Origin of the sequence: Gordonia namibiensis NBRC 108229, assembly GCF_000298235.1 — a bacterium.
Lineage (GTDB): Bacteria > Actinomycetota > Actinomycetes > Mycobacteriales > Mycobacteriaceae > Gordonia > Gordonia namibiensis.
Map to the genome: position 1 here is coordinate 18,361 of NZ_BAHE01000061.1, position 25,607 is coordinate 43,967.

23 protein-coding genes are annotated in these 25,607 nt (G+C 67.2%); 15 read left to right on the forward strand and 8 right to left on the reverse strand.

The genetic code is table 11. From position 1 onward, the window contains the following. Nucleotides 1-22 precede the first annotated feature (22 nt). Complete coding sequence (locus GONAM_RS21730; protein ID WP_006868908.1) at nucleotides 23-1,150, reverse strand: Rieske 2Fe-2S domain-containing protein; 1,128 nt, start codon at nucleotides 1,148-1,150, stop codon at nucleotides 23-25. Between the two features lie 213 nt (nucleotides 1,151-1,363). On the opposite strand from GONAM_RS21730, the gene GONAM_RS21735 reads away from it, so the two are divergent. Next, the gene (locus GONAM_RS21735; RefSeq protein ID WP_006868909.1) at nucleotides 1,364-2,416 is read left to right on the forward strand and encodes an alpha/beta fold hydrolase; all 1,053 of its coding nucleotides are present in this window, start codon (nucleotides 1,364-1,366) and stop codon (nucleotides 2,414-2,416) included. A 13-nt stretch (nucleotides 2,417-2,429) separates the two neighbouring features. Here the strand turns inward: GONAM_RS21735 and GONAM_RS21740 are convergent, their stop codons facing one another. Then, on the reverse strand, nucleotides 2,430-3,488 hold the full coding sequence (locus GONAM_RS21740) for a pirin family protein (RefSeq protein WP_006868910.1): 1,059 nt from the start codon (nucleotides 3,486-3,488) through the stop codon (nucleotides 2,430-2,432). A gap of 106 nt (nucleotides 3,489-3,594) precedes the next feature. On the opposite strand from GONAM_RS21740, the gene GONAM_RS21745 reads away from it, so the two are divergent. From GONAM_RS21745 to GONAM_RS21760, 4 genes are all read left to right on the forward strand, one after another. Continuing rightward, the gene (locus tag GONAM_RS21745) at nucleotides 3,595-4,020 is read left to right on the forward strand and encodes a winged helix-turn-helix transcriptional regulator (RefSeq protein WP_006868911.1); all 426 of its coding nucleotides are present in this window, start codon (nucleotides 3,595-3,597) and stop codon (nucleotides 4,018-4,020) included. After that, nucleotides 4,017-4,898 (forward strand): LLM class flavin-dependent oxidoreductase, encoded by an 882-nt coding sequence (locus GONAM_RS21750; protein ID WP_006868912.1) that lies wholly within the window; start codon nucleotides 4,017-4,019, stop codon nucleotides 4,896-4,898. The genes GONAM_RS21745 and GONAM_RS21750 overlap by 4 nt, the downstream gene beginning before the upstream one ends. 26 nt (nucleotides 4,899-4,924) lie before the next feature. Continuing rightward, nucleotides 4,925-5,569 (forward strand): TetR/AcrR family transcriptional regulator, encoded by a 645-nt coding sequence (locus GONAM_RS21755; RefSeq protein WP_006868913.1) that lies wholly within the window; start codon nucleotides 4,925-4,927, stop codon nucleotides 5,567-5,569. 89 nt (nucleotides 5,570-5,658) lie between these two features. Beyond that, nucleotides 5,659-7,008, forward strand: coding sequence for a cytochrome P450 (locus GONAM_RS21760; RefSeq protein WP_006868914.1), 1,350 nt, complete (start codon nucleotides 5,659-5,661; stop codon nucleotides 7,006-7,008). 12 nt (nucleotides 7,009-7,020) lie between these two features. On the opposite strand, the gene GONAM_RS21765 is transcribed toward GONAM_RS21760, so the two are convergent. Next, the gene (locus tag GONAM_RS21765; protein ID WP_006868915.1) at nucleotides 7,021-7,806 is read right to left on the reverse strand and encodes a cutinase family protein; all 786 of its coding nucleotides are present in this window, start codon (nucleotides 7,804-7,806) and stop codon (nucleotides 7,021-7,023) included. Nucleotides 7,807-8,053: 247 nt separating this feature from the next. Here GONAM_RS21765 and GONAM_RS21770 point away from each other — a divergent pair, with 247 nt between their 5' ends. The 5 genes from GONAM_RS21770 to GONAM_RS21790 all read left to right on the forward strand — a co-directional run bounded on the left by GONAM_RS21770 (nucleotide 8,054) and on the right by GONAM_RS21790 (nucleotide 13,854). Beyond that, nucleotides 8,054-8,437 (forward strand): SRPBCC family protein, encoded by a 384-nt coding sequence (locus GONAM_RS21770; protein ID WP_174310991.1) that lies wholly within the window; start codon nucleotides 8,054-8,056, stop codon nucleotides 8,435-8,437. A 241-nt stretch (nucleotides 8,438-8,678) separates the two neighbouring features. Continuing rightward, nucleotides 8,679-9,956, forward strand: coding sequence for a hypothetical protein (locus GONAM_RS21775; RefSeq protein WP_085949565.1), 1,278 nt, complete (start codon nucleotides 8,679-8,681; stop codon nucleotides 9,954-9,956). Nucleotides 9,957-10,009: 53 nt separating this feature from the next. After that, entirely contained in the window at nucleotides 10,010-11,320 is a 1,311-nt protein-coding gene (locus tag GONAM_RS21780) for a lipase family protein (protein WP_245548660.1), read from the forward strand. 384 nt (nucleotides 11,321-11,704) lie between these two features. Beyond that, complete coding sequence (locus GONAM_RS21785; RefSeq protein WP_006868920.1) at nucleotides 11,705-12,223, forward strand: alpha/beta hydrolase family protein; 519 nt, start codon at nucleotides 11,705-11,707, stop codon at nucleotides 12,221-12,223. Between the two features lie 143 nt (nucleotides 12,224-12,366). Beyond that, nucleotides 12,367-13,854, forward strand: coding sequence for a DHA2 family efflux MFS transporter permease subunit (locus GONAM_RS21790; RefSeq protein WP_040537193.1), 1,488 nt, complete (start codon nucleotides 12,367-12,369; stop codon nucleotides 13,852-13,854). Between the two features lie 38 nt (nucleotides 13,855-13,892). Here the strand turns inward: GONAM_RS21790 and GONAM_RS21795 are convergent, their stop codons facing one another. Then, nucleotides 13,893-14,312, reverse strand: coding sequence for a DoxX family protein (locus tag GONAM_RS21795; protein WP_006868922.1), 420 nt, complete (start codon nucleotides 14,310-14,312; stop codon nucleotides 13,893-13,895). A gap of 280 nt (nucleotides 14,313-14,592) precedes the next feature. Here GONAM_RS21795 and GONAM_RS22800 point away from each other — a divergent pair, with 280 nt between their 5' ends. The 3 genes from GONAM_RS22800 (at nucleotide 14,593) to lon (ending at nucleotide 18,022) form a co-directional block, all read left to right on the forward strand. Next, a complete protein-coding gene (locus tag GONAM_RS22800) occupies nucleotides 14,593-14,736 on the forward strand; it encodes a hypothetical protein (protein ID WP_167330284.1) in 144 nt (47 codons plus the stop codon). A gap of 191 nt (nucleotides 14,737-14,927) precedes the next feature. Beyond that, nucleotides 14,928-15,539, forward strand: coding sequence for a VOC family protein (locus GONAM_RS21800; protein ID WP_006868923.1), 612 nt, complete (start codon nucleotides 14,928-14,930; stop codon nucleotides 15,537-15,539). Between the two features lie 155 nt (nucleotides 15,540-15,694). Then, complete coding sequence (gene lon, locus GONAM_RS21805; RefSeq protein ID WP_006868924.1) at nucleotides 15,695-18,022, forward strand: endopeptidase La; 2,328 nt, start codon at nucleotides 15,695-15,697, stop codon at nucleotides 18,020-18,022. A 61-nt stretch (nucleotides 18,023-18,083) separates the two neighbouring features. Here the strand turns inward: lon and GONAM_RS21810 are convergent, their stop codons facing one another. From GONAM_RS21810 to GONAM_RS21825, 4 genes are all read right to left on the reverse strand, one after another. Next, nucleotides 18,084-18,920, reverse strand: a complete 837-nt coding sequence (locus GONAM_RS21810) for a DUF1353 domain-containing protein (RefSeq protein WP_006868925.1) — start codon at nucleotides 18,918-18,920, stop codon at nucleotides 18,084-18,086. A 117-nt stretch (nucleotides 18,921-19,037) separates the two neighbouring features. Beyond that, nucleotides 19,038-20,303 (reverse strand): sulfotransferase, encoded by a 1,266-nt coding sequence (locus GONAM_RS21815; RefSeq protein ID WP_040537203.1) that lies wholly within the window; start codon nucleotides 20,301-20,303, stop codon nucleotides 19,038-19,040. Further along, on the reverse strand, nucleotides 20,303-21,388 hold the full coding sequence (locus GONAM_RS21820) for a DUF1214 domain-containing protein (protein WP_006868927.1): 1,086 nt from the start codon (nucleotides 21,386-21,388) through the stop codon (nucleotides 20,303-20,305). The genes GONAM_RS21815 and GONAM_RS21820 overlap by 1 nt, the downstream gene beginning before the upstream one ends. Continuing rightward, nucleotides 21,385-22,569: a hypothetical protein gene (locus tag GONAM_RS21825; RefSeq protein ID WP_245548657.1), complete on the reverse strand. Its 1,185-nt coding sequence runs from the start codon at nucleotides 22,567-22,569 to the stop codon at nucleotides 21,385-21,387. Before GONAM_RS21825 ends, GONAM_RS21820 begins: the two co-directional genes overlap by 4 nt. A gap of 351 nt (nucleotides 22,570-22,920) precedes the next feature. Here GONAM_RS21825 and dnaK point away from each other — a divergent pair, with 351 nt between their 5' ends. Together dnaK and grpE are read left to right on the forward strand one after the other, a co-directional pair. Continuing rightward, nucleotides 22,921-24,768: a molecular chaperone DnaK gene (dnaK, locus tag GONAM_RS21830; protein WP_005195174.1), complete on the forward strand. Its 1,848-nt coding sequence runs from the start codon at nucleotides 22,921-22,923 to the stop codon at nucleotides 24,766-24,768. Next, entirely contained in the window at nucleotides 24,765-25,388 is a 624-nt protein-coding gene (gene grpE / locus GONAM_RS21835) for a nucleotide exchange factor GrpE (protein WP_005195173.1), read from the forward strand. Before dnaK ends, grpE begins: the two co-directional genes overlap by 4 nt. The last annotated feature ends 219 nt before the right edge of the window (nucleotides 25,389-25,607 follow it).

The following is a 25,607-nucleotide window of genomic DNA, read 5'->3' on the forward strand; positions in this document are numbered from 1 at the left end:
GGGACGAGGGAGAAGAGTCGGGTCAGGACTGCGCTGCCGCACCGGTGTCGACGTGCGCTGCCGCACGGTTGTCGACGTGCGCTGCCGCGCCGGTGTCGACGTGCGCTGCCGCGCGGAGTGCTTCGAGCTCGGACCGGCGGATCCGGACGAACTCGTCGGCCGAGGCGCCGCCGTCGGGATAGAACTGCCGGGCCCACTGCCGCAGCGCGGTGAATCCCGCGTACTCCTTGCGGGACAGGGCCGGTGGGTCGGAGTAACGCTGATGTGCCCAGATGTCGATGTCGGCGGCGAACTGTTCGATGACCAACTCGGCCATGGTCTTTCCGTATCGGGTGATCTCGCCGGTCTCCTCGCCGGGTTTGCGCCCGATCCAGACGGTGAAGCGTACGTCCGAGGTGTGCTCGTCGATTGGGGTGACCGCGGGCATCGTCCGGTTGTCGACCATGCCCCAGCTCTTGGTGACCGAGCAACCGAGGCCGGCGTTGATGGATTCGACACCGCTGGTGGCACTTTCGAGGGTCGCACCTTCGTCGAAAGCGATGGTGAAGTCGACGTAGGAGACCGGGCCGGAGAAGTCGTGCCGGGTGAAGTCCGGCATGAACGGTGTCTTGTGGACGAACTTGAAATGGGCGAAGTCGACGCCGTTCTCCATGATGTACTGCGGGTGGATCTCGAGGCCCGGCCGGAACAGCGTCGCGCCGGGAATTGGTGGGTAATAGTCGGCCGCGGTCACGTCGTCGTCGAAGTCGGCGAAGATGTCCGGCACGTCGAAATGTGGTGCCCGCCCGTCGACGTCGTGCCAGATCCAGACGGCCTCGTTGCGTTCGACGACGGGGTAGCTGCGGATGCGTCGACCCTTGTTGGGGTGGTTCTCGTAGGGGATGCACACGTTGCGTCCCTCCTGGTTCCACTCCCAACCGTGGAAGGGGCAGACCAGATTTTCGCCCTCGACGTGGCCGCCGTGGCCGAGGTGGGCGCCGAGATGCTCACAGTAGGCGTCGAATACGGAGATCCGGCCGGACCGGGATCGCCAGGCGACCATCTCGCGACCGAAATACTTCATCGTGTGCACGGCCCCGACGGCGATCTCGGTCGACCATGCGACCTGAAACCATCCGGTGGGTGTCATCGACAGCGGCGTTTGCGCCATGCGGTCACGGTAGGACGCGCAGAACCGGAATACAAGAGGGTTCTGTGAAAAAGGTTGAAAACACGCGTTCAAGTGGAGGTTTGAGGGGGCTCCCATCCGGTTACTCGTGTGTCCAACAAATTTCCTTCGAAACTGTTGGAACATCCGACGCCGGTTTGTATCATTGCTCCGGCGCTGTGACGTGGCTTACAGCAATGACGCCGGGAGGCCGAGATGAACGCAGGTGGTGCGCTGCGCACTGCACGACTGGCGGAAGCCCAGTCGATGCTGACGGGACTTGTACGACCGGCTGAGGCCCGGCGCCGTCTCCGCAGCCGGCAGTTCGCGGATGCGATGTTCAACTCGCGCGAGCCCGAGCGTGCCACCTGGGCTCTCACCGACGATGGCGCCCGTCTCCGCGTTCACCACTACGGATCGCCGGATGCGCCGGTTCTGGTGCTGGTCCACGGATGGTCGTGCTGCATCGAGTACTGGAACCCGCAGATCAACGCCCTCGCCGAGCGCTACCACGTGATCGCCTACGACCAGCGGGGTCACGGCGAGAGCATGTGGGGCAAGCGCCGTTTCGACGCCGACGTCCTGGCCGACGACCTTCACACGGTGGTCGATCAGGCTGTGCCGCGTGACTCGAAGGCCGTGTTCGTCGGACACAGCATGGGCGGCATCACCGTGCAGGCATGGGCGCACCGTCATCCCGACCAGGTCGAGGAGCGTGCGGCCGCACTGGTGCTCGCGAACACGACCTGGGGCGGGATCGCCGCGGAGACCCGGGTCCTGCCGTTCCTCAACAGCATGTTCAAGGCGCCGATCTGGCTCGGTCAGGCCGCACTGTCGGTCCCGTTCCCGTTCCCCGGCGGCCGATTCGCCCGAAGTCTCGTCCGGACCCGCATCCTCAACGGCCGCTCGGCGACGGCGGATCACGCCGAGTTCGTTCTGTCGATGAGCCGGTCGTGCAATCCGGTCGCGCGGGCCAAAGCCGCGGTCGCGCTCATCGAGCTGGCTCTGGGGCCGGTCGGGGCCGAGGCCATCACCGTGCCGACCACGGTCATCGGTGGACGTCACGACCTGCTGCTCCCGCATGCGATGACCCAGCGCATCGCCCACACGCTTTCGATCCGCGGCTATCTGGATCAACTCGTCGTGCTGGACACCGGGCATGCCTCCAACATCGAGGCCGCCGAGGACTTCACCGCCGAGATCGATCGCGTCATGTACTCGTTCTCGACGCCGACCGAGCTGACCGAGCTGGAGGATGCCGCCAGCTGAGCCGACCCGGGAATCACTGCCCGGGCCGCTCGACCCGTCCACTCGGGAACCGGGCGAAGCGTCCCTCGGTCCGTGGGTGGACAGGGGCGTCGGAACCCCACGGCCAACCGCCGAACCGCGTGCGGCGGTAGTCGCTGTAGGCCTGATCGATCTCCTCGGCACTGTTCATGACGAACGGGCCGTACTGGACGACCGGCTCGCCGATCTCTGCGCCCTGCAGTACGAGGATCGTCGACGGTTCGTCCCCGTTGGCGAGGGCCAACGCCGACGCCCGGCTCTGTTCGAAGCCGAGTCCCGATTCGACTGTGGCACCGTCGATCTCGACGCGAGCCGCCTCTCCGTGGACGTACAGCATCCGGCGGGTGTCCGTCGAGGCCGGTGCCGGTAGATCGACCCTCGCGTGCGGTTCGAGATCGATCAGCCAGATCGCCACGTCCGCTGCCGGATCCGATGCCCAGGAGTGTTTCGGCGGCTCGAGTGCCGTGGCGGATCCGAAGGCTCCGGCGATCACCCGGACGGTGGCCTTCGCCCCGTCCTCGTCGTGCACGACGACGGGAATGTCCTCGGACCACTGCATCGTGAACTCCGGATCGGCGGTCTTGTCGCGCGCCGGGAGGTTCAGCCAGATCTGGTAGAGCTCGAACGGATTGTCGCGATCGGCGTTCACGAGGGGGAAGACCTCCGAGTGGGAGACGCCCTTGCCTGCGGTCACCCACTGCACGTCGCCATTGCCGTACCGCGCACTGGCGCCCGTCGAGTCGGCGTGGTCGACGACGCCCCGGCGGACCACGGTGATGGTCTCGAAACCACGGTGTGGGTGCGCGGGAAAGCCCGGAATTGTGGTCCCGTGGTACATGTTCCAGCCCGACGGGTGGCCGAAGTCGCTGCCGAGCTGCCTGTCGTCGACGCCGGTGGCGGGACCCATCTCGGCATTGCCGGCCGGGTAGGCGTCGAGATGATGGACTGCGAAGAGGAATGGGCCGATGCCGCGCCAGGGATGGCCCAGTTCGACGACACGGCCGGCGCGAGAGTGGTTCGCCGCGGGCGACTGGCTCGTTTGTGGGGAGGTCATGACGACTCCTTCTCGTTGTGGTTTCTGATCCTGCCGTCCACAACGCATCCACATTCACTCTTATTTCAAGAGTGCTCTTGTTTCCAGAGAGGCGTACGCTCGCAGCATGGACACGGGGCAGGGCGGATCGAAGGGTTCGGTCACGATCAAGGGTTCGGTCACGATCGACGACCTCCTCGCCGGTTCCGACACTGTTCGCGCCGCGCTCGAGACCATCGGGGGCGTCTGGCCCATGACGGTGCTCATCGCGCTCGACACCGAACCCCGACGCTACGGCGAACTGCGCCGGGCCGTGGTGGGTATCAACGACCGCATGCTGTCGCAGACGTTGCGGCGTTTCGTTCGCGACGGCTTGGTCGCTCGCGGGGTCATGCCGAGTCGGCGCTCCTGTGTGCAGTACGTCCTGACCGATCTCGGTGTGGAAGTGCGGGCGGCCGTCGCCGAGTTCGCGTCGGTCGTCATCGGGCTGGCGCCGCGGGTGGCCGCCGCTCGGAAAGAGTTCGATCGCCGATCCGACGAGGAGTCATCATGACCGACTACGGACAACCGTTGCGTTTCGGTTTCTTCCCGAGTCCGCGGGCCGACCGGATCGACGACCTGCTCCGTCTCGTGAACGTCGCAGAGGCGGCCGGGCTCGATCTCGTCAGTGTCCAGGACCATCCTTATCAGCGGCGTTTCCTCGACACCTGGACGCTGTTGTCCGTCATCGGTGCTCGGACGGAGTCGATCCGGTTGTCGCCCAACGTCGCCAACCTGCCGCTGCGTCCGCCGGTGATGTTGGCCAAGGCGGCGTCGACTCTCGACATCCTGACCGGCGGCCGCGTCGAACTCGGTCTGGGGGCCGGAGCGTTCTGGGACGGGGTGGTCGCCGCGGGTGGGCCACGCCGCTCGCCGGGGGAGGCGGTCGATGCCCTCGCCGAGGCGATCACCGTGATCAGGGCCTTCTGGGCAGGAGGCACGGTCGATCTCGACGGTGAGTTCTATCCCGTCCACGGACTCCACGCCGGACCCGCTCCGGCGCACGACATTCCGATCTGGCTGGGTGCGTTGGGGCCGCGGATGCTGCGGCTGACCGGAGAAGTGGCCGACGCGTGGGTTCCCAGCCTGCAGTTCGTCCCGCCGGATCAGGTGGCCGAGAAGGCCGCGATCATCGACGACGCGGCGCGTGCGGCCGGCCGGGACCCCGCGGACATCACCCGGATCTACAACATCGCGGGCACTTTCGGTTCCGACGCCGGCCTGCTCGCCGGTCCACCCGCGCAGTGGGCGGAACAGCTGACGGACCTGACCGTCTCCCTCGGCATGAGCACATTCATCCTGGCCACCGACGACCCCGACGATCTGGCGAGGTTCGCCGACGAGGTGGCCCCGGCGGTCCGTGAACTCGTGGCCGCAGAACGCCAGGCGTGAACGCCTAGCGGCTACCATCGGAGACCATGACCCCCGTCGACGCTCGCACCCCGGCCGGTACACCGGCGCCCGGTGCTCGGCGTGCGAATCGTCGGGGACAGGCGACCCGCGATGCGATGCTCGACGCGGCGATCAGTTCGTTGGCTTCGGGTGATCCGGCGTCGGTGTCGGGCAACCGGATCGCCAAGGACATCGGCGCGACCTGGGGTGCTGTCAAGTACCAGTTCGACGACATCGACGGCCTCTGGGCGGCGGTGTTGCACCGGACCGCCGAGCAGCGCGGCGATCTGCCGGTCAGCGTGAAACCCGAAGCGCCACTGGCCGAGCGGGTCGAGGCCATCATCGAACTCATGTATGCGGGGCTGACCGCGCCGGAATCCCGCGCCATCGAGACCCTGCGGGCGGCACTACCCCGCGATCCCGACGAACTCCGGCGACTGTTCCCCAAGACCGCCGCCGAGTTCGCCTCCTGGGGTCCGTCGTGGGTGGAGTCCTGTCAGCGCGCCTTCGCCGACCTCGACGTCGACCCGGAACGCGTCCGCGAGGTCGCGGCGTTCCTGCCCGGCGCCATGCGAGGTCTGGTGTCGGAGAAGCAGCTCGGCAGTTTCCAGGATCAGGAACTGGCGCGACGCGGACTCGCGCGAGCGATCGTGGCGCTCCTCGCACCGTGAATGCGGCCTTGACGGGCCGGTGACTGTTTGTTCGGTTTCCTGCCCGGGTAGGCGTCGGACAGTACGCCGGTTGTGGAAGGGAGCAGGTCATGTCAGAGGCGATGCCCAGTATCGGGAAAGCCGGGGTGCTCGACACTGCGCGAATCCTCGCCGGGGTGTTGACCCCGATCGTTTCCGAGGGCGTCCTGGCCAGGCGTGAAGTCATGGTGCGCCTCGGCGGCCGCCTGAACACGCACGGGCGAGCCGCACGAATACTCGACGACGTTCGCGACAAGTACGAGGCTGACGCGCTGCGACTTCGATTTCCGCGGGCGATGGTCGTGGCCCTCCGGCCACCGGCGGTACGGGAGATCCTCTCTCACACCCCTGACCCGTTCACCTCCGCGACCCGGGAGAAGGTGTCGGCGGTCGGCAGATTCCAGCCGACCGGCGTCCTGATCTCCGACGGGAAGATGCGAACCGTGCGCCGCGAGCTGAACGAGCGGGCGCTACAGACTTCCTCGCCCGTCCACACGCTGCATCAACGGTGTGCGGAGATCGTCGCGTCCGAGGTCGACGACCTCCTCGGCTCGTGTCCGGACGGGCGACTCACCTGGGACTCCTATGTCATCTCCCACTGGCGGATGGTGCGCCGTCTCGTCTTCGGCGACGATGCCCGTGACGACGACGAGGTCACCGACCTCCTGACGGTGCTGCGCCGCGATGCCAACTGGGCGTATGCGTTTCCTCGCCGCAAGTCGACCTACTCTCGTTTCCGACGCCGTCTCGAGCATCTGGTCGCACGAGCGCCGGCGGATTCCCTGGCCGGCCTCATTCGGGACGCGTCGGTCGTGGACCGGGTCGACATCGACCCGATAGGCCAGATTCCCCAGTGGCTGTTCGCGTTCGACGCCGTGGCGGTTGCCGTGCACCGGTCGCTCGCGTTGCTCGCCGCACATCCGGACGCCCTCGAGAGGGCACGGGAGGATGTTCGCACCCAGGACGGCGGAGGGCCACCCCGGTTCCCCTTCATACGTGCGACGGTCCTGGAATCGCTTCGGCTGTGGCCGACCACGCTGGCGATCCTGCGTGAGACCAAACGCGATGTGCAGTGGGTCGGCGGTGTCCTACCTGCGGGTGCCACCACGGTCGTGATCGGCGAGCACTTCCAGCGGGACGATGAGGCAATGGATTTCGCGCAGCACTTCACCCCCGACGCCTGGCTGGACGGTCGCACCCAAGAGCTGTCGGGCGTCGTGCCGTTCAGCGACGGCCCGGGGGAGTGCCCGGGCCGCAATGTCGTGATGCTGTTCAGCTCGCTGGTGATCGCAGCATTGTTGCGGCAGCACGGGTTACGGGACGACACCCTGACGCCGCGCGTGCGATCGGGGGTCACCGACATGCCGCATTCGTTCAACCATTTCGACCTCACGATCGAGCTGGTCCCGGTTGACCGATGACCCCCGCTGGCATCACATTCGACGGGCGACGAACCGTGCGCCGTCGAGCGTCATCCCGTTGACCGCGTAGAGCGTGTGCAGGGCGTTCGGGCCGCCCACCGGAGCGCCGTCGCAGATGGTGTCACCGGCCACGCAGTAACGCACGGTCTTGCCGCGATAGGGGGTGGAGACCCGCACCGGGGGCGCGCCGATGTCGGTGATGAACCGGTCCGACGGAGCGCCGAAGAAGACGATCGCCGCGACATTGCGCGAGAGCGATGCGGGCAGCGGCGGCGGGACGAAACGGTCGTAGGCCTTGTACTGCGCGGGGAGATCGAGTCCGGCGTGGACCGCGTACCCCGCCACGACGGCACCCTGCGAGTAACCGCCGAGGACGACCTTGGTGCGCGGGCAGTTGGCGGCCAGGTACTTCACCCGGTTCTGCGTCGTACGAACCTCGTCGGCGACGGTCTTGGCGAACTTCAGGCGGTTGCCGAACTGGTCGCTCGCCGGGTACGGGACGCCGTAGCCGGCGACGGACCTGCCGGGTAGCTGGCTACGGACGGCCTCGACGAAGGACAGGCCGGTCAGTCCCAGCGGGGGCGCGGGCTCGACGGTCCCGCGAGCGAAGACGACCTCGACGTCGGAACACGCCGGCCGGGCCTCCGCTGTCGTGTCACCTGCGATGACCGATCCCGAGACGGCCGCGATCAGTGACGCGGCCACGATGCCGAAGCGCGTGATCAGACCTCTCCGCCGGGGCTTTCGGAAGTTCACGTGCTGGTTCGAGTCGTCTCGGTTCGCCGCGTCTTGTGTCATCTGTCGGACCCTTCGTCGTCCTTCGTTTCCGTAGCGTCGTCTTCGCCCTCGGCCTGATCTGGTTGTGTCGCCTTCGATGTGAGCATCTCGGGGTCGCCGTCCGGGTCGTGCTGATCCTCGGGGTCGGTCGGCCCATGGGTGGGTTCGTTTGTCATTCGTCGTGACTCCCTTGTCGGATGGCGGGACTTCGGATGAGATTCGACGTTCCCCGGCCCCACCTGCCCGAAACCCGATCTACAGTTCGGTCATGCGGAGTCGTCATGTGAGCACGGTGATCGGTGCATCAGCCGAGGATGTGTACGAATTCATCTCCGATCCCGACAATCTCCCGAAGTGGGCGGCCGGGCTCGCGAGTTCCGAGGTGGTCCGACGCGGTGACGATCTCCTGGCGGAGTCGCCGATGGGCACCGTGACGGTCCGGTTCGTTCCGCGGAACACCCTCGGGGTCGTCGACCACGACGTGATCCTCCCGAACGGCGACACCGTGCACAATCCGCTGCGCGTTCTGCCGCATCCGGACGGGGCCGAGGTTGTGTTCACGCTCCGACAGTTGTCCATGCCCGACGACGAGTTCGACCGGGATACCCGCATGGTCGAGGAGGATCTGGCGCGGCTCAGGGCGCTGTTCTGACCTACTCGTCGATCCTCGATCCGCGGAGGTCGCGGAGATCGTCGCGGAGGCCTGTTTCGACCACCCTTGACCAGGGCGGTTTCGAGGATTCCGAGCATCGCCTGAAAACGGTGTTGCGCTGCGACGTTCGATTGATCGGACGTATTACGGAGGATTCCTGCGGTTCTGGCGATGCCGAATTGCTGGCTGACGACCTCAAGCATTAGATTCACTTCGGTTATGGGAATGTGACTCGGCCGTGATGGTCGGTTCCTTGAACGGGAGCATCGTGAAGAAGGTCGTACGGGTATCGGTCTGCGCGGCGGTGGCAGTGGTCGTCGCGCTCGGTTCGCTGGTGAGCGGGGGTACGGCATCGGCCGACTCCCTGTCGCGGTATCTGAACCTGCCGCTGGTCAATCGTGATGCCTCGCAAGGCCCGGGCGGTGTGCACCCGGCGTTGCCGACCGACCCCGCAACCCTGCAGCGGCTGGTCGGGCAGGCCCGCGGCCAAGGACTCGCCCCGTCCTCGTACCAGGCGTTGCTGTTCCAGTACTGGCTCGTCGAGACGACGACGCGCGCCGGAATCGACCTCGCGTCGTGGAACCCGCGTGCCGGCGTCGGCGCCAACCACCAGAACCTGCTGAAGTCCTACCGCTACTACGAGGACCTGCAGCTCGCGCATCGCGAACTGCAGTGGGCCGGCATGGGCGGCCTGGTCGGCGCCGACTTCGGCGGCGGCCTGCTCGACTACAAGGACGCCACCGAGATCTTCGAACTCAGCCGACTGCAGCCCGTCGCCCACGCCATCGTGGCCCGCGTCAACGAACTCGCGGGACCGCAGGCGGTCAACAGCCTCCCCGACGGACTCCGCGCCCTGGCCCGCGTCGGCGCCAAGATCACCGCCGACGACCTGCGGCAGGTCCAGGGCCAGATCCTGGTGATGCAGAAGAACATCTTCTCCGACCTGATGCCGATGCACCGGGCCTACGTCGTCGGCGGTCTGCCGGCACTCCGGGAGATGCACGAGGCGGGCATCTTCGACGACGAGATCATGAGCGCCTGGGAGGGCATCGCCTCCAAGAAGCCCGCCGCGGTCGCCGCAGGCAATGCTCGTCTGCTGCAGCGTGAGCAGGGCGAGGTCATCAACAAGCAGTGGGACGCGACCCGCAACTACAAGGGCGACGTCGGTGAGGCCATGACCTACGGCAGCACCGTGGCCGCCGCGCCGTCGGTCGCCGGTGTGGTCCCGCCGCGCGACATCCGTCAACTGAAGGTCCCGGGCCGTGCGCTCGACGGTCGCAAGGTGACCGTGAGTCTGCCGCTGCCCGAGTGGAACTGGTCGGTCTACGAGGACCGCTGGGTCTACATCTCCACCGAACTTCTGCCGAAGTACCGCACCCAGGTCGAGTACCACTGGCCCGCACTGCGTGCGGCCATGAGCGTTCCGTACTTCGAGCAGATGGAAACACATCGTCCCACCCGCAACCTGCTGCCGCTGATGGAGTCGGTTCTGACCTCGATCAAGGTGACCTACCAGTGATTTCATCCTTCTCGCGTGTGTCCCGACGGGTCACGCTCGCGGCCGTTCTGGCGATGCTCGTCTCCGGTATCGCACTGGTTGCGCCGGCCGCCACCGCCGCACCCAACCGGACACCGGGACTGAACGAGGTGCTGAACGGTTTCGTGGTCGGCGCGCTGCGAGATGGTCGTGCCGCGAGCCCGCAGGAGGTCATCGACCCGCTGGTCGCCGGCGATCCCTTCTATGCCGAGCCTCGCCTGTCGGGGCGCGAGAAGCCCGGAGATGTGTTGAAGGCCAAGAAGGTTGCCGTCCAGTTCATGGGTTGGCGTCCGGCGAAGCTCGACGCCTACAAGCTGATGTACGTGACCCGCGGGTTGCACGACGAGCCGGAGATCTCGACCGGTCTGCTGATGATCCCGCGCGACGGCAAGCCCGATGCCACCCGGCCGCTGATCGGTTACCAGCTCGCCAACGACAGCGTCGGCGCCTACTGCCATCCGTCCACGATGTGGACCGGCGGTGACCCGATGGACGGCGCGTCGTGGTCGGCGCTGGGCCCGCTGGGCCAGTTCTTCGGCAAGGGTTATGCGGTCATGATGAGCGACGTCGGCAACGACGGTGATCCCAAGCCGCACGGCGTCTTCGCCGGCAAGTTCGCGGGCAAGGCGCTACTCGACGGTCTGCGAGCAGCGCTGCGGCACGACGGAAACGAGCTCTCCGAGGCATCGCCGCTGGGCATGTTCGGCATCGCCGGCGGCGGTGTCGGCGCGGCCTTCGCCGCAGAGAATGCGAAAAACTATGCGCCCGAACTGGATATCAAGGGCGTCGTCCTCGAGGGCATGGTCGTCGACCAGAAGAACTTCATCGCCACCGCCGACGGGTCGGTCGGCTCGGCCTTCGTCCTCGCGACGCTGCTCGGTCTCGAACCGCGTTACCCGGCAATGAAACTCGACGAGAAGTTCACCCCGGCAGGCAAGGCCATCGCCGACGTCTTCCGCACCCAATGCCAGACCCCGGCCTACTTCACCATGCCGTTCGTGCCGATGAACACGCTGTTCAAGAGTGGTGAGAACCCCGCCGAGATCGCCGATTTCCAGCCGGTCTACGAGGACAACAAGCTGGGCCGCAAGTCGCCGACCGCGCCCGTGCTGATCGCGTCGTGCGCGAAGGACGACTCGCCGATGTCACTGGTGCCCGCGAAGGACTCCCGGAAGCTCGCCGCCGACTACCGCCGCGGCGGCACCGAGGTCGACTACCAGCCCACCGACTGCAGCATGGTCCGGTTCCTCACCAACCTCTACGGCTGGGGCACCGACCTGTTCGGCATGCAGACCGTCGACTGGCTGGCCGAGAAGCTCGCCGAGAAGCCGCTCAAGGGAAAGTGAGTCCCGCTTGGGGGCGGGCGAACGCCTCTCACTCCCTGAGGGGGTCGCCGCTCTCGCTGTTGGGGCGGGCGTGCGTGCCCCTCTCGCTCCCTGATCCGAAAGAACGCGACGCACCCAGCTCTGCTGCCTGAGGTGCGAGGAGCGCAAGCAACGAGCCTCGAAGGCCTGGTGAGGCACCGTCGCTCACCTGACTACCGGTCGACGTCAACCCGACCGGCAGACTTCGATCGACGTCTGCCGGTCGAGTTGAGGTTCGGCAGTCGGGATCCGGGCGCTTCTCAGGGAGCGGACCCTTTCGACCCTCGAAGGGCTCGCGACCCTCGATGAGAAATCGCATCGGACAGAGTCGGTCCCTGTAGCTGTACGACTACGAAGGGACCAACGATGCGTCGGCTGCTGTTCGCCCACGGCGCAGGTGGTTTCGCCGACGACCGCCCGATCGCCGACGGCCTCGGGAAGGCGCTCGGTGTGCCGATCGACATGCCCGAGTTCTCGAGCGATGACATGTCCCTGCGGGCCTGGGCTGATCCGTTGCGCACCCGGCTGTCGACGATGGGCGCCGACGACCTTCTGGTAGCCCACTCGTTCGGCGCGTCGATCCTGCTGCACGTGCTTGCCGAGCCGGGGTATGCCGGACCGAGACGCGCTGTTCTCCTGGCGATGCCGAACTGGGGGCCGAACGGGTGGGGCGTCGAGGAGTACGACTTCGCCGGTACGCCACCCAGTGGTGTCGAGCTGTCCCTACATCACTGCGTCGACGACGAGGAGGTCCCGTTCGGGCACCTGGACCTCAACGCCGCACTGCTCCCGGACGCGCAGGTGCACCGTCACGAGGTCGGCGGTCACCAGTTGGTCGGCCAGGTCGAGGCCGTCGCCGCTGACTTGCGCGCCGCTGCTCCCTGAGTAGCCCCGGAGCTTGCGGAGGGGCGTATCGAAGGGACCGGTTGCCCACCTGCCACGCGTCTGCCCGTGACAACGGTGGTTGCGCGTAGGCGTTCCGACCCCGACCCTGGGTAGACAGACCCGAGGCGTCCGGGAAGGCAGACATGACCGCGAACCGTCCGGCGGATGCAGCATCAGGCGGGATACCGGCTGCGTCGACGGCGGGTCGATGGTTGATCGTCGCAGCGGTGCTGGGATCGGGCGTCGCTTTTCTCGACGGCACGGTCGTCAACGTCGCACTGCCGGCCATCGCACGTGACCTCGACACCGGACTCCGAGGACAACAGTGGGTCCTCGACGGTTATCTGCTGACCCTGAGCTCACTCCTGTTGCTCGGCGGTGTCGCCGGTGATCGATACGGGCGTCGGCTCGTCTTCACCGTCGGGCTGGCGACGTTCGCGGTGGCGACGGTCGGGTGCGGGGTGGCGCCGACCGTCGAGTGGCTCGTGGCCGCCCGACTCGTCCAGGGTGTGGCGGCCGCAGCGGTCGTACCCGGCAGCCTGGCGCTGATCAATGCGGAAATCGCACCCTCGGATCGCGGTGCGGCGGTGGGGTTGTGGGCCGGGATGTCCGGCGCGACCAGTGCGCTGGGACCGTTCGTCGGCGGCTGGCTCGTCGACGCGGCGTCGTGGCGCTGGGCGTTCTTCCTGAGCGTTCCACTGGCGTTGGGTGCCCTGGTCATCGCGATGAAGCACGTGCCGGAGTCGCGCGATCCGTCGGCGCCGCGTCGGCTCGATGTCGCGGGAGCCGTGACGATGGCCTTCGGTCTCGCCGGAGTCGTCTACGCGCTGATCGAGGGCCCGTCGCGTGGTTGGTCGACCGCAACGATCACCGCGGGCCTTGTGGGCGTGGCGGTGCTCGTGGCGTTCGCGGTCATCGAGACGCGGGTACGGTCACCGCTGTTGCCGCTGCGGTTGTTCCGGTCGTCGCAGTTCACCGGCGCCAACCTGACGACGCTGCTGGTGTATGCGGCTCTGGGCGGCGCGCTGTTCCTGCTCGCCCTGCAGCTGCAGCAGAGTCTGGGTTACTCGGCCTTCGAGGCGGGTGCGGCGATGTTCCCGAGCACGTTCATCATGCTGTTCGGGTCTCCGTTGGTGGGGAAGCTCGCCCAGACCACCGGGCCACGGCCGCCGATGACCGTCGGCCCGCTCATCGCCGCCGGAGGCTTCGCGCTGATGGCTCGGGTGCAACCGGGGACGGACTACCTGGCGCATGTGCTTCCCGGTGTCCTGCTGTTCGGACTCGGTATGACGGTGACCGTCGCGCCGCTGACGGCGGCCGCACTGGGAGCGGTCGACGACGCGCTCGCGGGGACCGCGTCGGGCGTGAACAATGCGGTGGCTCGCGTCGCCGGGCTGCTGGCCGTGGCGGTGCTGCCAGCGGTGGCCGGCATCGACGCCGGTCCCGGTGAGCCGCTGGGCGACGGATTCCAGACTGCGATGTACATCTGTGCGGCGTTCTGCGCTGTGGGCGGGCTTGTTGCTGCATTCACCATCAGCTCTGGCACGGGCTTCCGGCCGCAGGTCCGGGCCGGGGTGGACACCGCCTGCCAGGATGCCTGCACCCGTCGCGAACTAGCCGCCGATCTATAGCTCGAACCCGCGCTCACCGCGGTTTCGAGCTATAGAAATCAGTCCCTGCGTTCGCCCGTGCCCGCTGCGATCGCCCACAGCACCAGAACGGGCTGGAAGAACAGGCGCGTCAGTCGTTTCTGGTCGGTGTCGAGGCCGAAGGCGTCGATGTGCTCGACGTACTGATGGATGTTGCCGGGGAACACCGCCACGAAGAAGGCCGCGACGATCCATGAGACGACCTTGCGATACCGCGGCAGCGCGATGAGGGCCGCGCCCAACGCGATCTCCACCCCGCCCGACGCCAGGACCACGAAGTCCTTGCCGAAGGGCACCCAGTCGGGGACCTGCGCCTGGAACTCGTCGCGCTGCGCGGTCAGGTGGCCGACGCCGGCGGTCGCCAGGACGGCTCCCAGCGCGATCCGGGCGATAGCGCGGCCCAGCGGCTGCCGGGTGGTGGTGGGGGACAGGATCGACATGCAGGCTCCTCGGGATCGCCGGTTGTGTATCCGCAGTTCGTGGCCGATCGGGTTCCGGACTGGCCAGTAACCAAGGGGCCGACGCGATTTGGTCGCTTGATCAGGGGGTCCGATATGTCGCATCGACCCGGATGTGTGTGGTACATAAGTGTGACCCCGGACACCGTCGTCCGGGTACCTGTCCGCACGGAGGTCAGCCCATGCCCCTCGACTCGATGTCGGTACGCCGACACCTGTCCTCAGGCCACTTGTTCGCCACGACGCGCCTCGGAGCGCGGTCATGACGCTACAGAGTGTGTGGGATGCGCTGAAGGCCTCCGCGGGAGTGGTCATCACGGCGGCGGCGTTCGCCGTCGCGCTGGCGGTGCTGGTCGTCGCCCAGGTTGTCGTTTTCGCGACCCGCCTCGTCGACCTCCCCGGCTGACCAAACCGCGGCGCTCGCATGCTGGTTGAGTAGGCGAGGAGCCCGCGACGAGGCGTCCCTGCCTGCTGGTTGAGTAGGCGAGGAGCTTGCGACGAGCCGTATCGAAGCCAGCCGAGGAGAGTCTGGCGGTGACGCACGATCGATCAGGAATCGAGAAGCGGGGACGGTTCGACGCGCCATAGCGTCGAAGCATGACGAACATCAACGCACTCACCCTCGAAGTTCCCGACATCAGCGCAGCGGAGGTCTTCTACGACAAGGCCTTCGGGCTCGGTGACCGCCTGCGGTTCCGGGCCGCAGAGGCGCCAAGCCAGGGTTTCCGTGCCTTCGTGATCTCGCTCGTGGTCGCCGACCCGACAGTCGCCGACTCCTTCCTCGGACCCGCGATCGACGCCGGTGCCACCGTGCTCAAGCCTGCCAAGAAGTCCTTCTGGGGGTACGGCGGCGTGGTTCAGGCGCCTGACGGTGCGATCTGGAAGGTTGCCAGCTCGTCGAAGAAACCGACCGGCGCACCAGCCCGGACCGTCGACGACCTGGTCCTCCTGCTCGGCGTCGACGACGTCGCGGCCACCAAGCGGTTCTACGCCGACCACGGATTCACGGTCGGGAAGAGTTACGGCCGCAAATACGTCGAGTTCGAGAGCGGCCCGGACGCGGTGAAGCTCGCGCTGTACGGCCGCAAGGCCGCGGCGAAGGATGCCGGTGTCGACGCCGCGGGTTCCGGCTCGCATCGGCTGGTGATCGGCGGTGACGCCGGGCAGTTCAGCGACCCGGATGGATTCATGTGGAGTGCTGACACCTGAGCGGTGGTAAGCAAGGGTCAGCGCATGGCGAGCAACTGGTTGACGAGGCGGTGCCCGTACGTTGATCGTCACCCGTTCGCCCCTGGCATAAATCACGCGGGAACAAACTTCCAGCCACCTCAGTTGAGTCGATCAGACTTAACTCTGGAGGTTTCATGTCGCAGACATATTCACTGCCGGTCCTCTTCGTCCCGGACGTCGTCGTCCTGCCCGGCATGGTCGTGCCGATCCCGCTCGACGATGCAGCTCAGGCCACCGTCGACGCTGCGCGGGCGAGTGAGAGCGGAAAACTGCTGGTCGCCCCACGGCTGGACGACCGGTACCCCACGTACGGGGTGGTCGCCTCGATCGTGCAGGTCGGGCGTATCCCGGGCGGCGGTCTCGCGGCCGTCGTCAAGGGTGAGAAGCGCGCGCAGATCGGGACCGGGACACCCGGCCACGGGGCCGCGCTGTGGGTCGAGGCCACCGAGGTCGAGGACCAAGAGGTCACCGACGAGGTGCGGACTCTGGCCGGCGAGTACAAGAAGCTCGTCCTGGCCATGCTGCAGCGCCGCGAGGCGTGGCAGCTGATCGACGCGGTCAACAAGATGTCCGACCCGTCGAACCTTGCCGACACCTCGGGTTACGCATCCTGGCTCACCGACGAGCAGAAGCGCGAACTCCTCGAGACACCGGATACCGCCGCGCGCCTGCGGCTGCTGATCGAGTGGACCGGCGACCATCTCGCCGAGTCCGAGGTCAGCGAGAAGATCGCCGAGGACGTCCGCGCGGGGATGGACAAGCAGCAGAAGGAGTTCTTGCTCCGGCAGCAGCTCGCCGCCATTCGCAAGGAGCTCGGTGAGGACGAGCCCGAGGGCGCCGACGACTACCGGTCGCGCATCGAGGAGGCCGAACTACCCGAGAAGGTCCGCGAAGCTGCACTGCGAGAGGTCGGCAAGCTCGAACGCGCCAGCGACCAGTCGCCGGAGACCGGGTGGATTCGTACCTGGCTCGACACCGTTCTCGACCTGCCGTGGAACACGCGCACCGAGGACTCCACCGACATCAAGGGTGCTCGCGAGATCCTCGACGCCGACCACCACGGTCTCGACGACGTGAAGGACCGCATCGTCGAATACCTGGCCGTGCGTGCTCGACGCGCCGAACGCGGCCTGCAGGTCGTGGGCGGACGCGGATCGGGTGCCGTCATGGTGCTCGCCGGCCCGCCCGGCGTCGGCAAGACGTCGCTCGGCGAGAGCGTCGCCCGGGCGCTGGGCCGCAAGTTCGTGCGCGTCGCCCTCGGCGGTGTGCGTGACGAGTCGGAGATCCGCGGTCACCGTCGTACCTACGTCGGGGCCCTGCCCGGCCGCATCGTGCGCGCCATCGGTGAGGCGGGATCGATGAATCCCGTTGTGCTGCTGGACGAGATCGACAAGGTGGGCTCGGACTACCGGGGTGACCCGGCCGCGGCCCTGCTCGAGGTCCTCGACCCCGCGCAGAACCACACCTTCCGCGACCACTACCTGGATCTCGACCTCGACCTGTCCGACGTCCTGTTCCTCGCGACCGCCAACGTCATCGAGAACATCCCGTCGGCCCTGCTCGACCGCATGGAGCTCGTCACCCTCGACGGCTACACCGAGGACGACAAGGTGGCGATCGCCCGCGACTACCTGCTGCCCCGACAGGCCGAGCGGGCAGCACTGACGACCGACGAGGTGAGCGTCACCGACGCGGCGCTCCGCGAGATCGCGGCGAACTACACCCGGGAACCCGGTGTGCGACAGTTCGAACGGCTTCTCGCGAAGGCGCTCCGCAAGGCGGCGACCAACCTCGCACAGGGGACTGCCACCGCACCGGTCACCATCGACGAGCCGGACCTGCGCGACTACCTCGGCCGGCCCCGGTTCACCCCGGAATCGGCCGAGCGGACCGCAGTGCCCGGTGTCGCAACGGGTCTCGCCGTCACGGGAATGGGTGGTGATGTCCTCTTCATCGAGGTCAACGCCACCGACGGCGAGCCCGGCCTGAAGCTGACCGGTCAGCTCGGTGACGTGATGAAGGAGTCGGCGCAGATCGCGCTGTCGTACGTGCGGGCGCATGCCGAGCAGCTCGGCGTCGACCCCGAGTTGCTCAACAGGACCATCCACGTGCACGTTCCGGCCGGAGCGGTGCCCAAGGACGGTCCGAGTGCGGGCGTCACCATGGTCACCGCGCTGGTGTCCATGGCAACGGGTCGACGGGTGCGCGCAGAGGTCGGCATGACCGGCGAAGTCACGCTGAACGGCCGCGTCCTGCCCATCGGTGGGGTCAAGCAGAAACTCCTTGCCGCACAACGCAACGGGCTGAAGACCGTCTTCATCCCGCAGCGCAACTCACCCGACCTCGACGACGTGCCGGCCGAGGTCCTCGACGCACTCGATGTGCGCCCGATGACCGACGTCGCCGAGATCGTCGCGCAGGCACTGGAACCCGCAGCGGGAGAACAGGTCAGCGCAGCCTGACGTCGGTAACGATCGAGCGGGGCGTCGTCCGGACCACCGGACGGCGCCCCGCTTGGTCGTGTCAACGAAGCCGCAGAGTGCGGGCGATCCCCTCCAACACGCGGTAGACGATCCAGGCGAGACTGGTGACGGCAGCGGCGGGCACCAGCCACAACGCGCCGACCGCCGCGATGAGACTGGCGGCCCACTGCCGTCCCCACAGAGGCGCGGCGATGAAGATCATGAGCAGAGCCACGGTGAGCGACCAACCCGGCGACGACACCGGCCACGGCCAATCGAAAAGCCACGGCCAATCGAACAGCAGCGCACCCGCGGAGCCGATGGTCGCGATGACCCCCGCGACGCTGAGCAGCAGCCACAGCACGATGCTCAGACGACGGTAACCGCCTGCGACCCAACGGGTACGGAGCGCGACGGCCGACCACATCAGCCAACGCTTCAGCCAGGGCACGCCGGACGTGCGCATCATCTCGCGGAAGAACCGATCGGACAGGGTGTCGCTGCCGAGCGCACCTGAGTTGACGGCGTCGGAAATGAGCTCGTCGTGGATCAACGCCGCCAGCGAGTGCTTTCCGTAGGAGTCCTCGAACCAGCGCATGAAGCGCGGGACCGATGCCAGATCCGTCGGATTGTCCTCGCGCGGAACGAACGTCCGGGCCCGGTCGACCGCCGCACGGGCCTGCGACTGCTCCATGCCACCGCGTACCAGCTTGGCCACCAGATCGTTCTCGACGCCCTGGTCGGAGTATCGAAAGGTGTTGAGGACGACGAACTGCCGCTCGTCGATCTGAACGATCCCGACGCTGCCCCTACCGGTCGGATCGTCGACCTCGAAACCCGACGCCGGCGCCACTCGCCATGGAACCCAGCGGGTGGTGCTCGATGTGGCGTCGCCCATCTCGACCTCCCGACCTCGGCGCCTCCGACGGTAGCGCCGCACGGTAGAGCGCCGAGCAGTAACCGGGGGACAGAGATCCAAGTGCAACCCGACGGTGCGTGAACCGCGAGCCGTCGATCACCGTGGGGCAGCGCTCGACGTCCACTCCGCGACGGCATCGGTATAGAACGCCATCCGTTCGCGTAGGGCATCAGGCTCGATCCCGAACTCCTCGGGGCTGTACCGGTGTCTGCCCTTGCCGTGCCGCGGCTGCTCCGCATTGTGCTGGGCGAGCATCGCCGCCACATCCGGGGCATCGAGATTCGCTGCTGCGTAAACCCGTTCGACGGTCTCCCCAGGGCGGGACACCAGGTCCCGGTAGTCGATGTCGACGACGGTCGCCGAACCAGCCGTTGGGGAGGCGCGGAACTCGAGCGCTCGACGGAACCACAACTCCGACTGTTCGATCTGGAAGCGGCCGACGTCGTGGCCGTCGACCTCGTCGCTGTAGGTCGACCGGTAGGTCGCGAACAGGCTGGCGCCCGACGCCACGGACTCCACGATGTCGCGATGCAGATGGACGATGCAGACACCCGGGTATGTCCGGGTCAGTGCGGCCAGTTCGGGCGTGTGGGCCGGTGCCTTCAGCAGCCATCGCCGCCGGGAACCGTCGTCGAGGATCTGCAGCATCGTCCGATGTGCTGCGTATTCGCCGGTGAAGTCGTGGTCGGCCAGCCATCGGGAGTAGCTGTCGAGGCGCATCGTCGAGCTGAAGCCCCAGTTGCGCATGGTCGTTCCCATGCCGAGGACGCACTCCTCCGGGAGGGCCGGTCCGGAATCGTGGACGGCGGCCATCGCCGGATTCAGCACGTGGAGCGGGTTGGGCTCGGCGGCCTGCGTTTCGATCAGCCGTTCGCGTTCCTCCGGGGACAGCCTTGCAACCCGCCACGGGGCGTACAGCTCCACCGGACGCGGCGCGCGGAGTCTGGGGTCGCGCGCCATGAGCCGGTACAGGAACGTCGTCCCGGTGCGCCAGCCGCCGATGATCACGATCGGCGGGAGTACCTCGCGTTCGGCCACTTCCGGGCTCTCCCGCAGGGTCTTGTCGAAGATGGAGCGAGCCCGCAGTTTCCCGATCACCGCGTCCTGCGCATTACGGATGCCGACAGCGTTCAGACGCCCGTCCTCGGCCGCCGACGCCAGATACTGCTCCAGGCCCGGCCGCCACAGTGTCGGGTCGCCCAATCCCTCGACACCGTGCTCGGCAGTGGCCCGTTCGACGATCGTGTCGGTTGCCTCGACCCCTAGCCGGTACCGCTCGGGACGGGCAATCCGATCGGCTTCTGCGGCCGCGTAGATGCTCTCGGCGACCTCACTCCGCTGCGGTGGCGTCCACGTCACGATCACTCGCCTCGCAGTTCGTCGAGCCGGACCACCCGAGCGGACGGCAGAGGAGGCGCGTCGGCAGGTTGGAGGAAACGCATCACGATGATCCCGAAGTCGCGCCCCTCGGAATCGATCCAGTCACCCGAACCGCCCGGGTCCTCCGTCGCGACCACGAACCGATACCGTCCGTCGACGACGGTCGCGGTCGTGCCCGTGTACGAGACCGGTCGGTACCGGAAGTCCAGCGAGTTCAGAAAGCGGCTGTACGCCAGGATGTTCCAGTACCGACACTCGACGACATCCCCTTCGACGACCAGCGCCTCGCCGGGGCCGAGCTGCCAGCCGCCGCGGACGTAGTGGATTCCGGGTTCGGTGAACACGGCGCCACCGGCCATCTCCGACCAGTGCCGCAACACGTTCGGTGGATCGAGATCGTCCTTGGTCGACATCTCGAAGATCGTCGGGAGCATCGAGGTCGTGGCCGCCAGAGTGCCGAGCGAGGACGCGAATCTCGCCGCGTCGATGGACGGCGGCACCGGCGGTTCGACGACCGGATCGATACTGCACCAACCCATTTCGTCCCGAGCCACGTCGTCGTGGAAGAACCGGACCCAGACGACGCCGGCCTTCTCCGGTAGCTCCAGCCGGTCACCGGCTCCCGGCGCGGTGCCGCCGAGCACGATCTCGAAGGCGCCGTCGTCGTCGAATCCGATGGTGTCGCTGTCGATGCGGGCCGTTGCCTCGGCGCCGATGCCGCCGGTCCGGCGGTAGACGGTCACCGACATGTACGACGCATCGCCGCGGTTCCCGCGGAGGCGGTAGGCACGGTGACCTCGGACCTCGGTGACCCAGTACCGGAAATCGGGGTTGTCCATCAGGAACTTGTGCCGCCACCCGTTGAACGGCACGAGCTCCGGGCGTTCTCGGTCGACCTCGAAGCGCGACAACTGATTCGACAACCCGCGCACCAGGGCGCGGAATCCGTCGGCCTGTTCTGTCGGGTCCAAACCCGCGGTGTCGGCGGCGAGTTTGTCACCGGCGGAGCGGAGTGCGTCGACCAGACCGTTCCACGCGGCGACCTCTGGTCGGGCGTCCTCGGTCACGGCAGCCGGACCCGGTCGTCGTGCCGGTAGTGGGGTCCGATGTCGTCGATGAGGATGCCCGGTTCGGCGTCGACCACCGCCGGGATGGCGTCGAGCACGGCCCGTACCGACGCGGTCGTGATCGGGTTGGTGTGGCCGGACCCGACGCCGAACTCGAGCTGGGTGCGCATCTCGGCCGGTTCACCGCTGATGACCAGTGTGTACGCGATCGGGCTGGTGAACCCGCCGAACGGCAGATCGTCGCCTCGATACACCGCTTCGGCGCCTGGAGCGGGCCGAGTGGGTACCGAAGCGAGATACCAGCATTCCTCGTTGGTGAAGAAACGATGGTCACCGAGGTAACCGCGATGCGTCAGGTGCAGGGCGGCCGCAGTGCCCTCCCTGATGGTGGTCGCGCCCACCTGCGCATCACGTTCGGCGGGGATTCCGCGTAGCGACGTCTCGACCCTCACCTCGGAACTGTCCGCGCCGTACAGCGCATGGGCGACGTTGCCGGTGAGATCGCCGTAGTAGATGTCGCCGCCGCGTGCGACCGGGGATTCGGCACTGAGGGAGTCGAGTTCGGCGCCGAAGCCGAGTGCTCCCAACCCGCCCCACATCGATCCGGCACGAGAGAAGTCGACGGCCTCCACCGACCGCACATGACTGACCGACGACATCGCCCTGGCCATCGTCATCGCGACCCGCTCGACGATGAACGTGGGATGGACGCCGGTGCCGTGCAAGGTGGCGCCGCCGGCATGGCAGGCCTCGAGCATCCGTTGCGGGGACTTGCGGAACGGGCTGAGCCAGTTCGGCATCGACACATTGTGGTACGCCGCGGTCGCCACGACGTTCTTCCCCGCCTCCAGCAGATCGATGACGTCGTCGTCGAGCCCCTTGATCACCGCGGCCGGCGCCGGGGTGAGGACGACACAGTCCACGTCGAGTTCCTTGAACGCCTCGCGGTCGCGGGTGGCGGCGATCCCGATGGGATCGGTCCGCACCAGTTCGCCGATGTCCCTCTCGTCCTTCTCACGGTTGTGGACGAGGGCGCCCACCACCTCGAAGGCGGGGTCGGCGAGTGCGGCCCGGATGACGGCACCGCCCACCTCGCCGGGACCCCAGACGGCGATTCGATACGGACGACAGGGCGGGGAGTCCCTGGTGCCCCTCGTGGGTGTAGGACTGGTCTGCGTCATGGGCGATCCTCGGCAACGGTCAAGTGGAATCGTGTGCTTCCTGTTGCTGGTGAATCTGCCCGGCGGGCCCAGGTGTGTCAAGGACCACATCATCAGGTCGCCGATTGAGCGAAACTCGCTCAACTTTTTCCAGTCATCCGGGAACAAACCCGAATGGGCTCCCGTTACACACTTCGAGAAACCTGAGTGACACTGACTCAAGTAAGTTTGACTCGACGCTCCATTGTGAGTAGGACATGAGTCGGACGCACTGAAGTCCGGTCCCGCCGGGTTTCGGACATCATCCCCGCGTCATCGAACCGCGGGGCCAAGGACTTGGGTGCACACCCACAAACTAGGAGGAAGCCAAACATGTCTCGTGCTGTTGGAATCGACCTCGGCACCACCAACTCCGTGGTTTCGGTGCTCGAGGGTGGCGAAGCGTCGGTCATCGCCAACGCCGAGGGCTCGCGGACCACGCCGTCCGTGGTCGCCTTTGCGCGTAACGGCGAGGTGCTCGTCGGTCAGCCGGCCAAGAACCAGGCGGTCACGAACGTCGACCGCACCATCCGCTCGGTCAAGCGTCACATGGGTGAGGGTGACTGGACGGTCGAGATCGACGACAAGAAGTACACCCCGCAGGAGATCAGCGCGCGCACGCTCATGAAGCTCAAGCGCGACGCCGAGGCGTACCTCGGCGAGGACGTCACCGACGCCGTGATCACCGTGCCCGCCTACTTCAACGACTCCCAGCGTCAGGCCACGAAGGAAGCCGGCCAGATCGCCGGCCTCAACGTGCTGCGCATCGTCAACGAGCCCACCGCGGCCGCCCTGGCCTACGGTCTCGACAAGGGCGAGAAGGAGCAGACCATCCTGGTCTTCGACCTCGGTGGCGGTACCTTCGACGTCTCGCTGCTCGAGATCGGCGACGGTGTGGTCGAGGTCCGCGCGACCTCCGGTGACAACCACCTCGGTGGTGACGACTGGGATCAGCGTGTCGTCGACTGGCTCGTCGAGAAGTTCAAGGCTCAGAACGGCATCGATCTGACCAAGGACAAGATGGCCCTGCAGCGTCTGCGTGAGGCTGCCGAGAAGGCCAAGATCGAACTGTCGAGCTCGCAGAGCACCTCGATCAACCTGCCGTACATCACCGTCGACGCCGACAAGAACCCGCTGTTCCTCGACGAGCAGCTGTCGCGCAGCGAGTTCCAGCGGATCACCTCTGATCTGCTCGAGCGCACCCGCGCGCCGTTCCAGGCCGTCATCAAGGATGCGGGCATCTCCGTCGGCGACATCGACCACGTCGTGCTCGTCGGTGGTTCCACCCGTATGCCGGCCGTCACCGACCTGGTCAAGGAGCTGACCGGTGGCCGCGAGCCCAACAAGGGCGTCAACCCGGACGAGGTCGTCGCCGTCGGCGCCGCCCTGCAGGCCGGCGTTCTCCGCGGCGAGGTCAAGGACGTGCTGCTGCTCGACGTCACCCCGCTGTCCCTCGGCATCGAGACCAAGGGCGGCGTGATGCACAAGCTGATCGAGCGCAACACCACCATCCCGACCAAGCGCTCGGAGACCTACACCACGGCCGAGGACAACCAGCCGTCGGTGCAGATCCAGGTGTACCAGGGTGAGCGTGAGATCGCCTCGCACAACAAGCTGCTCGGCAGCTTCGAGCTGGGTGGCATCGCGCCTGCGCCGCAGGGTGTCCCGCAGATCGAGGTGACCTTCGACATCGACGCCAACGGCATCGTGCACGTCACCGCGAAGGACAAGGGCACCGGCAAGGAGAACTCGATCCGCATCCAGGACGGTTCCGGCCTGAGCAAGGACGAGATCGACCGCATGATCAAGGACGCCGAGGCGCACGCCGACGAGGACCGCAAGCGTCGCGAGGAGGCCGAGACCCGCAACCAGGCGGAGTCGCTGGTCCACCAGACCGAGAAGTTCCTCAAGGACAACGAGGACAAGGTCCCGGCCGACGTGAAGGAAAAGGTCGAGGCCGCGGTCAACGACGCCAAGGAAGCACTGAAGGGCACCGACTCGGCCGCGATCAAGACCGCGATCGAGAAGCTGTCCGAGGAGTCGCAGGCTCTCGGCCAGGCGATCTACGCCAACGCCGCTGCGGAGTCCGCCGACGGTGAGGCCGGCGCTGCCGCCGACAGTGATCCCGATGTCGTCGACGCCGAGGTCGTGGACGACGCCGACACCAAGGAGAACAAGTGACCGCAGGATCCCATTCGTCGAATGGGTCCGGCGAGGAGCCGGTGACGGTGACCGACCGTCGTCGCATCGACCCGGAAACGGGTGAGGTGCGCGACGAGCCGGCCGCCGGCCCCGGCCCGGCCGACGCCGAACCCGTCGTGGACGAGTCCGACACCGAACAGCCGGCCGACGAGGCATCCCCGGACGCCCGGCTCGCCGAGCTGACGGCCGACCTGCAGCGGGAACGCGCTCAGTTCGCCAACTTCCGGCGGCGAGCTGCCGAGGAGAAGCAGGGATCGGTTGCCTACGGCAAGCAGATCCTGATCGACAAGCTCCTCCCGGTCCTCGACGACCTCGACCGTGCCCGCGAGCACGGCGATCTCGAGACCGGCCCGCTCCGGGCGGTCGCCGACAAGCTGACCGCAGTGCTGAACGCCGAGGGCCTCGAGTCCTTCGGCGCCGCGGGTGAGGAGTTCAACCCCGAACTCCACGAAGCGGTTCAGCACGACGGCACCGGCGACCACCCGGTCATCGGCGCGGTGTACCGCTGCGGTTACCGACTGGGCGAGAAGGTGATCCGCACCGCCATGGTGACGGTCACCGATCCCGAGCCCGCCGGCGACCAGACCGGTGCACAATAAGGCAACAATCGCCCGTGCATGAGGGGCGATCCGACCACCGATCCCTGAGGTGCGAGGAGCGCAAGCGACGAGCCACGAAGGGCGAGGAACCCTTCGTGGCTCGCTCCGCTCGCACCTCAGGGGCGGGTGGCTCTCCGCTCGCACCTCAGGGAGCGGGTGGCTCTCCGCTCGCACCTCAGGGGGCGGGGGAACAACTGAAATACCCATCCAGACAACAGA

What these genes read in the sequence shown, in the direction of transcription:
- GONAM_RS21730 (WP_006868908.1), bottom strand. Translation starts at nt 1,150, where the DNA reads ATGGCGCAAACGCCGCTGTCGATGACACCCACCGGATGGTTTCAGGTC.
- GONAM_RS21735 (WP_006868909.1), top strand. Translation starts at nt 1,364, where the DNA reads ATGAACGCAGGTGGTGCGCTGCGCACTGCACGACTGGCGGAAGCCCAG.
- GONAM_RS21740 (WP_006868910.1), bottom strand. Translation starts at nt 3,488, where the DNA reads ATGACCTCCCCACAAACGAGCCAGTCGCCCGCGGCGAACCACTCTCGC.
- GONAM_RS21745 (WP_006868911.1), top strand. Translation starts at nt 3,595, where the DNA reads ATGGACACGGGGCAGGGCGGATCGAAGGGTTCGGTCACGATCAAGGGT.
- GONAM_RS21750 (WP_006868912.1), top strand. Translation starts at nt 4,017, where the DNA reads ATGACCGACTACGGACAACCGTTGCGTTTCGGTTTCTTCCCGAGTCCG.
- GONAM_RS21755 (WP_006868913.1), top strand. Translation starts at nt 4,925, where the DNA reads ATGACCCCCGTCGACGCTCGCACCCCGGCCGGTACACCGGCGCCCGGT.
- GONAM_RS21760 (WP_006868914.1), top strand. Translation starts at nt 5,659, where the DNA reads ATGTCAGAGGCGATGCCCAGTATCGGGAAAGCCGGGGTGCTCGACACT.
- GONAM_RS21765 (WP_006868915.1), bottom strand. Translation starts at nt 7,806, where the DNA reads ATGACACAAGACGCGGCGAACCGAGACGACTCGAACCAGCACGTGAAC.
- GONAM_RS21770 (WP_174310991.1), top strand. Translation starts at nt 8,054, where the DNA reads ATGCGGAGTCGTCATGTGAGCACGGTGATCGGTGCATCAGCCGAGGAT.
- GONAM_RS21775 (WP_085949565.1), top strand. Translation starts at nt 8,679, where the DNA reads ATGGTCGGTTCCTTGAACGGGAGCATCGTGAAGAAGGTCGTACGGGTA.
- GONAM_RS21780 (WP_245548660.1), top strand. Translation starts at nt 10,010, where the DNA reads ATGCTCGTCTCCGGTATCGCACTGGTTGCGCCGGCCGCCACCGCCGCA.
- GONAM_RS21785 (WP_006868920.1), top strand. Translation starts at nt 11,705, where the DNA reads ATGCGTCGGCTGCTGTTCGCCCACGGCGCAGGTGGTTTCGCCGACGAC.
- GONAM_RS21790 (WP_040537193.1), top strand. Translation starts at nt 12,367, where the DNA reads ATGACCGCGAACCGTCCGGCGGATGCAGCATCAGGCGGGATACCGGCT.
- GONAM_RS21795 (WP_006868922.1), bottom strand. Translation starts at nt 14,312, where the DNA reads ATGTCGATCCTGTCCCCCACCACCACCCGGCAGCCGCTGGGCCGCGCT.
- GONAM_RS22800 (WP_167330284.1), top strand. Translation starts at nt 14,593, where the DNA reads ATGACGCTACAGAGTGTGTGGGATGCGCTGAAGGCCTCCGCGGGAGTG.
- GONAM_RS21800 (WP_006868923.1), top strand. Translation starts at nt 14,928, where the DNA reads ATGACGAACATCAACGCACTCACCCTCGAAGTTCCCGACATCAGCGCA.
- lon (WP_006868924.1), top strand. Translation starts at nt 15,695, where the DNA reads ATGTCGCAGACATATTCACTGCCGGTCCTCTTCGTCCCGGACGTCGTC.
- GONAM_RS21810 (WP_006868925.1), bottom strand. Translation starts at nt 18,920, where the DNA reads ATGGGCGACGCCACATCGAGCACCACCCGCTGGGTTCCATGGCGAGTG.
- GONAM_RS21825 (WP_245548657.1), bottom strand. Translation starts at nt 22,569, where the DNA reads ATGACGCAGACCAGTCCTACACCCACGAGGGGCACCAGGGACTCCCCG.
- dnaK (WP_005195174.1), top strand. Translation starts at nt 22,921, where the DNA reads ATGTCTCGTGCTGTTGGAATCGACCTCGGCACCACCAACTCCGTGGTT.